The sequence below is a fragment of the Dyella koreensis genome (genome assembly GCF_044904565.1).
Classification (GTDB): domain Bacteria; phylum Pseudomonadota; class Gammaproteobacteria; order Xanthomonadales; family Rhodanobacteraceae; genus Dyella_D; species Dyella_D koreensis.
Genome location: NZ_JADIKD010000012.1, coordinates 1,311,816 through 1,324,778, shown reverse-complemented (window position 1 = coordinate 1,324,778; position 12,963 = coordinate 1,311,816). Strand labels below are relative to the sequence as shown.

General features: G+C 63.5%; 12 protein-coding genes. 6 read left to right on the top strand and 6 right to left on the bottom strand.

Going from position 1 to position 12,963, the window contains the following annotated elements; all coding sequences use genetic code 11:
* Positions 1-19: 19 nt before the first annotated feature.
* Together pstS and rnt are read right to left on the bottom strand one after the other, a co-directional pair.
* Positions 20-1,054 carry a phosphate ABC transporter substrate-binding protein PstS gene (gene pstS / locus ISS97_RS21030; protein WP_379984221.1) on the bottom strand — a complete coding sequence of 345 codons (1,035 nt, stop codon included), beginning with the start codon at positions 1,052-1,054 and terminating at the stop codon, positions 20-22.
* A gap of 265 nt (positions 1,055-1,319) precedes the next feature.
* Positions 1,320-1,979 (bottom strand): ribonuclease T, encoded by a 660-nt coding sequence (gene rnt / locus ISS97_RS21025; RefSeq protein WP_379984222.1) that lies wholly within the window; start codon positions 1,977-1,979, stop codon positions 1,320-1,322.
* Positions 1,980-2,231: 252 nt separating this feature from the next.
* Between rnt and ISS97_RS21020 the strand changes: the two genes are divergently transcribed.
* The gene (locus tag ISS97_RS21020) at positions 2,232-3,617 is read left to right on the top strand and encodes a carbohydrate porin (RefSeq protein ID WP_379984223.1); all 1,386 of its coding nucleotides are present in this window, start codon (positions 2,232-2,234) and stop codon (positions 3,615-3,617) included.
* Between the two features lie 271 nt (positions 3,618-3,888).
* Here ISS97_RS21020 and nth read toward each other — a convergent pair whose 3' ends face one another.
* Genes nth through metG form a run of 3 tightly spaced genes read right to left on the bottom strand, consistent with a single transcriptional unit; the run spans position 3,889 to position 7,257 of the window.
* Positions 3,889-4,527: an endonuclease III gene (nth, locus tag ISS97_RS21015; protein WP_379984224.1), complete on the bottom strand. Its 639-nt coding sequence runs from the start codon at positions 4,525-4,527 to the stop codon at positions 3,889-3,891.
* Complete coding sequence (locus ISS97_RS21010) at positions 4,524-5,132, bottom strand: RnfABCDGE type electron transport complex subunit B (protein ID WP_379984225.1); 609 nt, start codon at positions 5,130-5,132, stop codon at positions 4,524-4,526. The genes nth and ISS97_RS21010 overlap by 4 nt, the downstream gene beginning before the upstream one ends.
* A gap of 25 nt (positions 5,133-5,157) precedes the next feature.
* Positions 5,158-7,257, bottom strand: a complete 2,100-nt coding sequence (gene metG, locus ISS97_RS21005) for a methionine--tRNA ligase (RefSeq protein WP_379984226.1) — start codon at positions 7,255-7,257, stop codon at positions 5,158-5,160.
* Between the two features lie 627 nt (positions 7,258-7,884).
* Here metG and ISS97_RS21000 point away from each other — a divergent pair.
* From ISS97_RS21000 to ISS97_RS20990, 3 genes are read left to right on the top strand one after another with little or no spacing between them, the layout of a single operon-like run.
* On the top strand, positions 7,885-9,048 hold the full coding sequence (locus ISS97_RS21000) for an MFS transporter (protein WP_379984227.1): 1,164 nt from the start codon (positions 7,885-7,887) through the stop codon (positions 9,046-9,048).
* A gap of 14 nt (positions 9,049-9,062) precedes the next feature.
* Complete coding sequence (locus tag ISS97_RS20995) at positions 9,063-9,683, top strand: HAD family hydrolase (protein WP_379984228.1); 621 nt, start codon at positions 9,063-9,065, stop codon at positions 9,681-9,683.
* A complete protein-coding gene (locus ISS97_RS20990) occupies positions 9,680-10,492 on the top strand; it encodes a DeoR/GlpR family DNA-binding transcription regulator (protein WP_379984229.1) in 813 nt (270 codons plus the stop codon). Before ISS97_RS20995 ends, ISS97_RS20990 begins: the two co-directional genes overlap by 4 nt.
* A 64-nt stretch (positions 10,493-10,556) precedes the next feature.
* Here the strand turns inward: ISS97_RS20990 and ISS97_RS20985 are convergent, their stop codons facing one another.
* Positions 10,557-11,003: a DUF2147 domain-containing protein gene (locus ISS97_RS20985; protein ID WP_379984230.1), complete on the bottom strand. Its 447-nt coding sequence runs from the start codon at positions 11,001-11,003 to the stop codon at positions 10,557-10,559.
* Between the two features lie 143 nt (positions 11,004-11,146).
* Here ISS97_RS20985 and apbC point away from each other — a divergent pair, with 143 nt between their 5' ends.
* Positions 11,147-12,241 carry an iron-sulfur cluster carrier protein ApbC gene (gene apbC, locus ISS97_RS20980; protein WP_379984231.1) on the top strand — a complete coding sequence of 365 codons (1,095 nt, stop codon included), beginning with the start codon at positions 11,147-11,149 and terminating at the stop codon, positions 12,239-12,241.
* A complete protein-coding gene (locus tag ISS97_RS20975; protein WP_379984232.1) occupies positions 12,238-12,810 on the top strand; it encodes an NADPH-dependent FMN reductase in 573 nt (190 codons plus the stop codon). The genes apbC and ISS97_RS20975 overlap by 4 nt, the downstream gene beginning before the upstream one ends.
* Positions 12,811-12,963 lie beyond the last annotated feature (153 nt).

The window sequence follows — 12,963 nt, the reverse complement described above, 5'->3', positions numbered from 1 at the left end:
AGCGGCCGCGGTAGTGTCCTTAGTGCTTGTACTCGGAGCCCCAGTACGCCTCGATCTTCTTGACCAGGGTGTCCGGCAGGGCGACGTAGTCGAGCGAGGCCGCCTGCTGCTGGCCGTTCTCGAGCGCCCACTTGAAGAAGTCGAAAGCCACCTTGGTGTGCTCGGCGTTCTTCGGCTTCTTGTACATCACCACCCAGGTGGTCGCCGTGATCGGCCATGCCTGCGCGCCCGGCGCATTGGTCATGATCACGTTGAAGTCCTTGGCGCTGGTCCAGTCCGCGGTAGCGGCGGCAGCGGCGAAGGCTTCGGCGCTCGGCGACACGAAGTTGCCGGCGGCGTTCTTCAGGTCCACCCAGCTGATCTTGTTCTTCACGGCATAGGCGTATTCGACGTAGCCGATCGAACCCTTGATCTGCTTCACGTACTGCGACACGCCTTCATTGCCCTTGCCGCCCACGCCGGTCGGCCATTCCACGGCGGTGCCGAACTTGACCTTGTCGGCCCAGTCCTTGTTCACCTTGGACAGGAAGTTGGTGAAGTTGAACGAGGTGCCCGAGCCGTCCGAGCGATGCACCACGGTGATCTTGCCGGCCGGCAGGGCCAGGCCCGCATTCAGCGCGGCGATCTTGGGGTCGTTCCAGTTGGTGATCTTGCCGAGGAAGATGTCGGCCAGCGTGGTGCCGTCGAGCTTCAGCTTGCCGGCGTCGATACCGTTGATGTTGACCACCGGCACGATGCCGCCGACCACGACCGGGAACTGGCCCAGGCCGAACTTTTCGAGGTCTTCGGCCTTCAGCGGCGCGTCGGTGGCGCCGAAGTCGATGGTGCCTTCCTTGATCTGCGCCACGCCGGCGCCCGAACCCACCGACTGGTAGTTGAGCTTGTTGCCGGTCTTCTCGGCATAAGCGGCGGACCACTTCGAGAGCACCGGATAGACGAAGCTCGAACCGGCGCCAGTGATGTCAGTAGCGTGGGCCGACATGCCGAACAGCGACGCCGCGGCGAACACAGCGGTCGTGCCGATGCGAGACAGGGATTTGGTTGAGGTCAACACGGTTGCTCCTTAGCGATAAGGGTTTCGGGGGATTCCCGCCCGTCCCTATTTCATGCGCGCCGTGTTGCAATGAAATGAGTTGAATGTTTCAGACAGATGACAATTCGAACGAACTTGTCATGGAACCCGGGGTGCCGACGCACGACGGCGGGGAGAATATGTAGGCTTGCCGCAAGCTTGCGGCATTAATGACGAGGCGGCCGCAGATGTGGCGCAACCGCCGGTATTTTGCGGGAAGCGGCCGCTGCCCACGCCATCTGCCTCTTTAGAGCACATCCAGCCCGATGTGCTCGCGCTCGAACGTCTCCAGCCGGCGCCAGCGATTGACGATGGTGCAGAACAGCTCGGCGGTGCGCTCGGCATCATAAATAGCGGAGTGCGCCTCGCGCGTGTCGAACACGTGCCCGGCCGCCTGCACCGACTTGCTGAGCACGGTCTGCCCATAGGCCAACCCGCCCAGCGTGGCCGTGTCGAAGCAGCTGAAAGGGTGGAACGGGTTGCGCTTGTGCCCGACCCGGCGCACGGCCGCATTGACGAAGCCCAGGTCGAACGCCGCGTTGTGGCCGACCAGGATGGCGCGCTGGCAATCGTTGTCGCGCATCGACTCGCGCACCGCTTTGAATACGTGGTCCAGCGCCAGGCGTTCGTTGAGGGCGCCGCGCAGCGGATTGTCCGGGTCGATGCCGGTGATCTCCAAGGCGCGCGGATCGATATTGGCGCCGGGGAAGGGCTCGACATGGGCCGCTACGGCCGGCCGGGGGCGCAGATAGCCCTCGGCATCCATGTCCAGGGTGACGGCGGCGATTTCCAGCAGGGCGTCGCGCTCGGCATCGAAACCGCCGGTTTCCACATCCACGACCACCGGCAGAAAGCCGCGAAAACGCTCGGCCATGCGGCTGGCCATGCTGTTGCTGAGATTCTCCATCAGGGAAGCATATCAGCCGCTCTGCGTTCCCAGGGAACACGAATGGGCCTTGCAAGCGGCCATACGCGTGAGTTCGGGGGTAGGGCCGGACGGGGCGAATGTTGCAGTTGTTAGTACGACTGTCTTCATTTTGTCATGCAAACAGCACGGAATCGTAAACAGGCGACCGCATTCTGCGACCCGTTCCTACTGGGCGCCAGACTGATTTAGGGGGCGGTCCAGGTGATTCCTACCAACATGCGGAGAACATCCATGCGTTCCAAGTTGCTCGCGGTGGCGATTGCTGCCGGTTTGGGCGTAGCCAGCTTCCACGTTGCCGCCGAGCCGGCGACGAAGGCGAAGACGACCCATAAGCAGACGACCACCAACCAGGATTCGTCGGCGTCCAAGAACGCCGAGATCGAGTTGCTGAAGGCCCAGCTCGCCGAGCTGCAGGCCAAGGTGGCTTCGTTGGAGGAGCGCACGGATGCGCAGTCTGACATCAATGTCAGCACCGGCCAGAACGTTGAAGCCGTGCAGAAGGCACAGGCTGTGGCCGACAAGAAGGTCGCCACGTACGACAAGCTGGTCAACAACACCAAGATCGGCGCCACCATGTTCTTCGACATGACGGACGTCAATCATAAGGAAGCCGGCAAGGTCGGCGGCTACGCGAAGAAGGACGGCCATGGCTGGACCAATGGCACCGGCTTCGACGTCAAGCGCTTCTACCTGGTCGTCGACCACAAGTTCGATGACGTGTGGTCGGCCAACCTGACCACCGACTTCAACTATCAGTCGACGCTGGGCCAGACCAGCCTGTTCGTGAAGAAGGCCTACGTGCAGGGCACGTTCGATCCGCTCTTCGCCGTGCGCTTCGGTGCGGCTGACATGCCGTGGATTCCGTTCGTCGAGAAGTGGTACGGCTACCGCTTCCTCGAGAACACCATCACCGACCGCTCGATCGACGGCGGCCGTGGCACGGCGGGTACCGCTGCGCAGGGCATGGGTTCGTTTGGCAACTCGTCCGACTGGGGTATCCATGCGCTGGGTGCCACCACCGGCGACAACTCCATCAACTACCAGCTGTCGGCCGTCACCGGTCGCGGCTACAAGAACCCGTCACGTTCCAACGGCATCGACTTCGAAGGCCGCTTCGGCTACTCGCCGATCGAGCAGATGGTCATCGCCGTCGGCGGTTACGACGGCAAGCGCGGCAACAAGGTGCAGAACGGCGCGCCGACCCAGAACGCTACCCGCGGCGACGCGTTGGTCGCTTACCGCGACAAGACCTTCGGCGTGGGTGCCGAGTACTTCACCGCGAAGAACTGGGACGACGTGCTGAAGATCGCCGGTCCGCTGCCGGGTCCGGCCGCAGTGCGCGACAAGGCCAACGGCTACTCGCTGTTCGGCGACTGGACCTTCATGCCGCAGTGGGCTGTGTTCGCTCGCTACGACCGCGTGGACTACAAGTACTGGGGCCTCACCGGTCCGCAGAACAAGCTGAAGGACACCTACTACAACGCCGGCGTCTCCTACGACGTGCTGAAGAACCTGCGCCTGGCGTTCGCGTGGAAGTACGACAAGCTGGAAGGCCCGATCAAGGCGTTCCAGTACAAGACCAACGAAATCGGCTTCTGGGGCATGCTGTCCTACTGATCCCCGGTTTCACGGTTATCGGAAGGGAGTTCTACCCATGGACGGAAAAACGGCGGGCTATGCCCGCCGTTTTGCTTTTCAGCGTTTGGGAAACGCAACCCGTAGGAGCGCACCCTGTGCGCGAAAGCCCTGCGTTAGCAGGGCCGCTCTAGCTCTTAGTAGTGACGAGAGAAAGCACCGTTCACAGGGATTGTGTCTATTTCCAACAGCGGCCCTGCCGCGCAGGGCTTTCGCGCACAGGGTGCGCTCCTACAGCGGATACCCCCGGTCGTCAGTCGACGACAGTCTTGTCCTTGTAACGACACAAATCGCGGATCACACATTGCGGGCACTCAGGCTTGCGCGCCTTGCACACATAGCGTCCATGCAGGATCAGCCAGTGATGGGCGTCCTGCTTGAACTCGGCCGGTACGACTTTCTCCAGCTTGTCTTCCACCGCGCGCACGTCTTTGCCGGGAGCGAGGCCGGTGCGGTTGGAGACGCGGAAGATATGGGTATCCACCGCAATGGTCGGGTGTCCGAACGCCGTGTTGAGCACCACGTTGGCCGTCTTGCGGCCCACGCCCGGCAGCGCCTCCAGCGCCTCGCGCGTACGCGGCACTTCGCTGTCGTATTGCTCGACCAGGATGCGGGATAGCGCGATCACGTTCTTGGCCTTGCCATTGAACAGGCCGATGGTGCTGATGTAGCCCTTCAATCTCTCTTCGCCAAGATCCAGGATGGCCTGCGGTGTATTGGCGACGGGAAAGAGTTTCTTGGTGGCCTTGTTGACGCTGACATCGGTCGCCTGCGCCGAGAGCACAACGGCAACCAGCAGTTCGAACGGCGTGGAGTAGTCCAGTTCCGTGGTGGGGTGCGGGTCGATTTCGCGCAGGCGGGAAAACAGCTCGACGACATCGGCTCGCTTCACGGCTTGGATTCCTGTTGCTTTGCTTTGGCGCGGGCCAATGCGGCCAGCACGGGATTCTCGCTGACCGCCGCGCCGACCTGCGCCTTGCGTGCCGCTAGTTCTTCTTCGCGTCGCGCGTGCTCGCGCGCAAGCCGTGCCTCGCGGCGCTGAAAGTGTCGACGCGAAGCATCGGCGTGCGCCATGTCCTCGACCTGGGCGAGAGGCATCGGTTCCAGCACGATGCAGTCCACCGGGCAGGCCGGCACGCACAGTTCGCAGCCGGTGCAGTCGTCGCTAATGACGGTGTGCATCAACTTGGCCGAACCTACAATCGCATCCACTGGACAGACCTGGATGCACTTGGTGCAACCGATGCAATCGGCTTCGATGATGCGTGCCAGCGTGCGCGGTTTTTCTACGCCGTGCTCGGTATTCAGCGGCAGCGGATCGCGGCCGAGTAGTACGGCCAGCTTGGCGATGCCCGCCGAACCTCCGGGCGGGCACTGGTTGATCTCCGCGTCGCCGCGCGCGATCGCCTCCGCGTAAGGGCGGCAGCCGTGATAGCCGCACTGTTCGCACTGCGTCTGCGGCAGCAGGGTATCGATCCGATCAGCGAGCGTGCTCATAACTCCGTGGCGCGGCGAGCTGGCTTCAGCGAACCGTGGCGCCCGGCTTGGCCCCCTGGTCCGCATCCAGCAGGAACAGATCGCTGCCACCGTCGCCGGCGGAAAGAATCATGCCTTCGGAAAGACCGAAGCGCATTTTGCGTGGCGCGAGATTGGCGATGAATACGACGTTGCGGCCGATCAGCTTGTCCGGTTCGCCATAGGCGGCGCGGATGCCGGAGAAGATCTGGCGCGTGCCGAGCGGACCCGCATCGAGTTCGAAGCGCAGCAGTTTGTCGGAGCCGTCCACGAACTCGCAGACGGTGACCTTGCCGATACGCAGGTCGAGCTTGACGAAATCATCGATACCGATGATGGCGGCGCCGTCGACGGCCGTGTTGCTGGTCTCGCTCATGGTCTTGCTGGGTTCCTTCGGTTTCTTGGCGGGGGCGGGTTTGGTTTCGGCGGCGGGAGTGCCGAGCGATTCCTTCGACGCCTCGACCATCGCTTCGATGTGCTTGGGGTCGATGCGGGTGAGCAGCGGCTCAAACGCATTGACGGTGTGGTTATGCAGTTCGGCGCGGGCGTCCTCGAAGCCGGTGATCGGCGCTGCGAGGAATTGCTCCGCGGCGATCACCGTGGCCGGCAACACTGGCTTGAGCACGCCGGCGAGCAGGCGGAACGCGGCTAGCGCGAACGAACAGACCTGGTGCAGTTCCTCGCGGCGAGTGCTGTCCTTGGCGATCGCCCACGGCGCCTTGGCGGCGATATGGCCGTTCACCAGATCCGCCATCAGAACGAACTTGCGCATGACCTCGGCGAATTCACCGTCGCGATACAGCGCGGGCACGTCGCCGTAGTGCGAGACCAGCACGCGCCACAGTTCGGCTTCTTCCTTGCCGAAAGCCGGTGCGAGGCGGCCGTCGAAGAATTTCTGCACGAAGCCCGCGGTGCGGCTGGCGATGTTCACCCACTTGCCGATCAGGTGCGAGTTGACGCGTTCCTCGAACGACTTGAGGTCGAGGTCCACGTCCACCGGCGTGTCGCTGAGCATGGTGGCGAAGTAATAGCGCAGGAATTCCGGATGCAGTCCGGCGTCCAGATAGGTGCGGGCCTGGATGAAGGTGCCGCGCGACTTGGACATCTTCGCGCCGTTCACCGTCAGGTAGCCGTTGACGTGCAAGGCCGTCGGCGTGCGGAAGTTCGCGCCGTGCAACATCGCCGGCCAGAACAGGCCATGGAAATTGATGATGTCCTTGCCGATGAAGTGGTGCATTTCGGCCTGGTTGTCCGGTGCCAGGAAATCTTCGAAGCGGATGCCGGTCTTGTCGCACAGCGCCTTGAAGCTGGCGAGGTAACCCACTGGCGCGTCCAGCCACACATAGAAGAACTTGCCCGGCGCATCGGGAATGGGGAAGCCGAAATACGGCGCGTCGCGCGAGATGTCCCAGTCCTTCAGGCCGCCATCCAGCCACTCGCGCAGCTTGGCCACCACGCCGCTGTTGGCCACCGGCGCACCGCCGGTGAGCTTGCCGGCGAACCAGTCGCGCAGGAGCTGCTCGAACTTGCCCAGCTCGAAGAAGTAGTGCTCGGAATCGCGCAGCACTGGCGTGGCGCCGGACATCACCGAGTACGGATTGATCAGATCGGTGGGCGCGTAGGTCGCGCCGCAGTTCTCGCAGTTGTCGCCGTACTGATCCGGGGTGCCGCAGTTGGGGCAGACGCCTTTGATGTAGCGGTCCGGCAGGAACATTTCCTTTTCAGGATCGAACAGCTGCTGGATGTCGCGGCGCGCGATGTAGCCGCCGTCGCGCAGGCGCGTATAGATCAATGAGGCGAGCGCGCGGTTTTCTTCCGAATGCGTGGAGTGGTAGTGATCGAAGGCCACGCCGAACGCGGCGAAATCCGCCTCGTGTCCGACGCGGATGCCGTCGATATAGGCCTCGGGTGCCAGTCCGGCCTTTTCCGCCGCCAGCATGATCGGTGTGCCATGCGCGTCGTCGGCGCAGACATAGAAGGTCTCGTTGCCCTGCATGCGCTGCGCCCGCACCCAGATGTCGGCCTGGATGTAGCCCAGCAAGTGGCCGAGGTGCAGCGGGCCGTTGGCGTAGGGCAGGGCGTTGGTAACGAGGAGTCGGCGGGACATGGTTGTTTGGGTGATTTGTGAGTTGGGCATTATGGCATGGGTGTCTGGGGCGGTTTTTTGCTTCACGAACACGCTTCTATCTCGTCATTCCGGCGTAGGCCGGAGGCGCTTTACAACAGCGAAGCTGGTCATCCAGTGGCGTTGTCGCTCGGTTGTCGCGTTGTCGCTTACTGGTTCGCCTGCGGCGGGGTTTCGTCTCGCTGCCGCGAGCCGAGTTACTTTTCTCTGCTTGCCCAGAGAAAAGTAACCAAAAGAGAGGGCACCCCTCTTGCGCGCCCTCCGGCTTCGCCTGCGGGTCCGTGAGGGTTGGCCGGGCTTTTCGACACGACGTCCCTGTCGTGTCGAAAAGGCATCGACGTCCTGTCGATGCCCCCTTCGGGGCCTGATCGTCCAACCCTCACCGCCGCTCCACAGGGGACCCGTTACGGGCTCGCTGACGCATCGCCTTTTAGAGCAATTGCTCCCTCTCCCCTCTGGGGAGAGGGTTGGGGTGAGGGGTGGGTGCTCGGTTTGCCGTTTCTTTAGAGGTGCTTTTGTCAGTTGCCCACCAGGCCGCGTGCATTTGCTTTTGCATGTTTATGCATGATTGTTTACATTTATGCATAGTTTCCGTGCAAGGCCTGAGCAATGAGAGTGACAAGCGAACCGGCGATCTCAAGTCGTGAATCTGTGGTGGCGGCGATTCGTGCCACGCGTTTGATCTTTCTGGTGTCGGGTATCGGGATGGCGGCGTGGGCGCCGATGGTGCCGTATGCCAAGGCGCGGCTTGGGCTGGACGATGCGCAGTTGGGGCTGATCTTGCTGGCGTTTGGTGGCGGGTCGATGGTTTCGATGCCGTTTGTGGGGTGGTTGAGTCATCGCTTTGGCAATCGCCGGGTGATTGTGGCGTCGGGGTTGTTGTTGTGTCTGGCGTTGCCGGTATTGGCGCTAGCACCCAATGCGGCGGTGCTTACGGTGGCGTTGCTGTATTTCGGTGTGATGCTGGGTGCGGTGGATGTCGCCATGAATGCGCATGCGGTGGAGGTGGAGCGGCGCGATGGGCGTGTGTTGATGTCGGGCTTCCATGGGCTGTTCAGTGTGGGCGGTTTGACGGGTGCGGCGGGCATGAGTGCGCTGCTTGCGCTGGGTTTGCCATTGCCGGTGGCGGCATTGACGGTGTCGGTGTTGCTTGCTGCACTGGTCTGGTATTTGCGCGGCGGTTTGTTGCCTGAGGTGGATGACGCGGCGGCGGGGCATGCGCCGTTTCGCATGCCGCGTGGTGTGGTGTTGTTGCTGGGTTTGTTGTGTTTTGTGAGTTTCATGGCCGAGGGTTCGATGCTGGATTGGAGCGCGGTGTTTCTGCGCGACTTCCGCGGTTTCGAGCCGAGTTCGGCCGGTATCGGCTATGCCTGTTTCTCGATTGCGATGGCGCTCGGTCGCCTGACTGGCGATCGTCTGGTCCAGCAGCTTGGTCCGGTGTGGGCGGTGCGCGCGGGTGCGGGTTTGGCTGCGCTGGGATTTGTGTTGGCGGCGAGTGTGTCGTGGTCGCCCATTTCCTTGTGCGGTTTCGTGCTGATCGGACTGGGCGCTTCGAATATCGTGCCGGTGATGTTCAGCGCCGCCGGTCGCCTGCCGGGAACGTCGCCGGCAATTTCGATCGCCGCGGTGACTACGCTCGGTTATGCGGGGCTGCTTAGCGGGCCCGCGCTGATCGGCTTTATTTCCAAGCTCAGCAGCCTGCCGGTGGCGATGGTGGCGGTGGCGGGGTTGTTGCTGATGGTGGCGGCGTCCGCACGGATCGTGCGGCGATGAACGGGACTGACAAGATGATTGATACAGTGGTGTTCGACCTCGGCGGCGTGCTGATCGACTGGAATCCGCGCCATCTCTATCGCCAGCTGTTCGATGATGAGGCGGCGATGGAACGCTTTCTTTCGGAGGTCTGTACCGGCACGTGGAATGAGCAGCAGGATGCCGGGCGACCCTGGCATGAAGCGATTGCCAGCCTCAGTGCCGAGCATCCAGCGCAGGCCACACTTATCGTGGCTTACCGGCAGCGCTGGGAAGACATGCTGGGCGGTGTGATCCAGGAAACGGTCGATCTGCTTGCCGAACTGAAGGCGCGTGGCGTGCGCCTGTATGCGTTGACGAACTGGTCGCACGAGACCTTTCCGCGTGCGCTGGAGCTTTTCGATTTCCTGCATTGGTTCGAGGGCATCGTGGTCTCCGGTGAGGAGCGCCTGATCAAGCCGGACCCGCGTATCTATCAGCGGCTGTTCGAGCGCTATGCGATCGATCCGGCGCGCGCGCTTTACATCGATGACGCGAAACGCAATGTCGATGCCGCCGAGGCGCAGGGTATGCGTGCGTGGTGGTTCCGTGGGCCGGAAGGCTTGCGCGCGTGGCTGGCTTCGCACGGACTGGTTTCTGCGGAGGTGCCGGCATGAGCAAGTCGCGCGCGGCGGCGCCGATTCCGTTGGGCGAAGCGATGCCGCAGGAGCGGCAGCAATGGATCCTGCAACGCCTGCGCAGCCACGGCCGTGTGGTGGCGGTGGAGTTGGCGGCGGAGTTTGAGGTTTCCGAAGACTCCATTCGTCGTGATCTGCGCGAACTGGCAGCGCAGGGATTGTGCAAGCGTGTTTATGGCGGCGCTTTGCCTTTGCCGGTGGCCGTGTCGCCATTGAAGCAGCGGCGCGTTGAGCACACCGGCCGCAAGCAGGCGCTGGCGCGCAAGGCCGTCACGCTGGTGCGGCAGGGGCAGATCCTGATGATCGATGCGGGCTCGACCAACACGGCGATCGCCGCGGCGCTGCCCGAGCGTTTCGGTCTGACTGTGGTCACCAATGCACCGGATGTTGCGCTGGCGCTGATGGATCGCGAAGGTTTCGAGATCCTGCTGGTCGGCGGCCGCGTCGATCCGCGTATCGGTGGCGCGGTCGGTGCGCAGGCGGTGAAGGAGTTGCAGCGGATCCGTGCGGATCTTTGCTTTCCCGGCGCCTGTGCGGTGGATGTGGAGGGCGGCCTATGGGGTTTCGATAGCGAAGAGGTGCTGTTCAAGCGCGCCATGGTGGAGGCCAGCGGCGAAACCGCCGTGGTGGTCACCAGCGACAAGCTGGGCACGATAGCAACGCATCGCGTGGCGGAACTGGCCGAAGTGCAGCATCTGGTGGTGGAGCATGACGTGGATAAAGCCACGCGCACGGCCTACACCACGCGCGGCGTAACGGTGCATCGCGCCGACGCCGCGGACGAATAGGGCGCACATAAAAAACGCGGGCCGATGGCCCGCGTCCTGATCCGGCTGGTGCTGGCGCGAGGCTTTATTCCTGGCGTACCCACACCTGGCTGCGGCCGAGCAGCGAGAAGCCGATGTAACCGTGCACGTCCAGCTTGGTGCCATTCTCGATGGTCTTGAGCTTGACCTTGTAGGTCTTGCCGTTCTTGGGGTCGAGGATCTTGCCGCCGTCCCATTCGTCACCGTCGGGCTTTACGCCCCACATGATGACCATGCCTTCCACCGGCTTGTCCTTGCGTTCGCCGTCGCACTCCTTGCAGGTCGGGTGCGGGCCTTCGTCGGACTGCAGCACCTGCAGCACCTTGCCCTGCAGCTCGCCGTTGACTTCGGTGATCTGCACGATGGATTTGGGCTGGTGGGTCTTGTCGTCGATGGTCTTCCAGGTGCCGACCGGCGAGTTGCTGGCGGCAAAGGCGGCGCCGGCGCCGAGCAGCAGGCCGGTGGCGACAGCGAGGCGAATCAGTGGCTTCATGTAACCCTCCCGTACGAAACAGTATGGACGGAGCCTGACGAGCGCGCGGCAGGGCGTCAAGCTGCAACGCGCAAGCCCTTACGGGGCCGGGAAAGTCGGCGGACTGGCATAATGCAAAGCCTCTTCTCCCGACGCCCGATCCCATGACGCAAGCAAGCGAAGCCCTGGTCCGCCGCATTCTCGGCGAGCTGATCGACACCCATACCGGCGCCCCGGTGGCAGAAAGCCTGCGCGCGGTCGGTGTGGATGGCGCGCGCGTGTCGGTGGATCTGCAGCTGGGCTACCCGGCCGGCGGCGCCATCGCGGCATTGACGGCGCAGGTGAAACAGGCGCTGGAAGCGGATCCGGCGATCGAAGCCGCCGCGGTGTCGATCACCACGCGCATTTACGCGCATAAGGTGCAGGGCACGCTGGCGCCGCTGCCCAACGTGAAGAACATCATTGTGGTGGCTTCGGGCAAAGGCGGCGTGGGCAAGTCCACGGTGTCGGCCAACCTGGCGCTGGCGCTGGCGGCGGAAGGCGCCAAGGTGGGTGTGCTGGACGCGGACATCTATGGCCCGAGCCAGCCCCGCATGCTCGGCATCAGCGGCAAGCCGGAGTCGCCGGACGGCAAATCCATCACGCCAATGCAGGCGCACGGTTTACAGGCGATGTCGATCGGTTTCCTGGTGGACGAGGAAACGCCAATGATCTGGCGCGGCCCGATGGTCACCCAGGCCATGATGCAGCTGCTCAACGACAGTCGCTGGGAGCAGCTCGACTACCTGATCATGGATCTGCCGCCGGGCACCGGCGACATCCAGCTCACGCTGTCGCAGAAAGTGCCGGTAGCTGGCGCGGTGATCGTCACCACGCCGCAGGACATCGCCCTGCTCGACGCGCGCAAGGCGCTCAAGATGTTCGAGAAGGTCGAAGTGCCGGTACTGGGCGTGGTGGAGAACATGGCCACGCACGTGTGTTCGAACTGCGGGCACGAGGAGCACATCTTTGGCGAGGGCGGTGGCGCGCGCATGGCCGAGCAGTATCACGTGGCCTACCTTGGCTCGCTGCCGCTGGATATCCGCATCCGCGAACAGGCGGACAGTGGCACGCCCACGGTGGTGGCGATGCCCGATTCCGATCTTGCCGCGCGCTATCGCGAGATCGCGCGCAATACGGCCGGGCATCTGGCTCGCCAGCCGCGCAACAAGTCGCTGGGGCTGGGCAAGATCGTGGTGCAGGGCGCGCCGTCGGCATGACGGCTGGCGCGCGATTTCGCGTGCTTTGTCTTTCCGGCAGCCTGCGCGGCGTGTCGGGCAATACGGCGTTGCTACATGCAGCTCGCAGCCTGGCGCCGGAAGCGCTCGAGCTGTTGCTGTACGACGGCATGGGTGCGCTGCCGCTGTTCAATCCCGATCACGATGTGGAGCCGTTGCCCTCTACGGTGGCTGCCCTGCGCCATGCAGTTGGCGCGTGTGACGCGCTGATCGTGGCTTGTCCGGAATACGCGCACGGCATTCCCGGCCCTTTCAAGAATCTGCTCGACTGGCTGGTCGGCAGCCTGGAATTTCCAGGCAAGCCGGTGGCGCAGTGGAATGCATCGGGCCGCGGCTCGCATCACGCGCAGGCAGCGTTGCGCGAAGTACTGCAGACCATGTCGGCGCAGGTGCTGGACGGCGCAGCGGCCGAAGTGCCGCTCCCCGGGGCCGGAAGTACAGTCGAATCCTTGCTGGAGCAGCCGGAGCAGGTGGCGCGGGTCGGGGATGCGCTGAGCCGCCTGTTGCAGGCATTGCATGAACTGGCCGCCCTGGAAGCCGGCCGCGCCTGACGGAAAGCACTGTCCAAATATGCCGTGCCTTCATGGGCTTACCCTTCGATGCTTGAGGCGGCCTTATGAAAAGCGCAGGGAGACGCCAATGGCCTCGACTGGCGGGGTACCGGCCGATCCGTTATTTTTCCGCATCTTGTGCCCAGCGCCTGG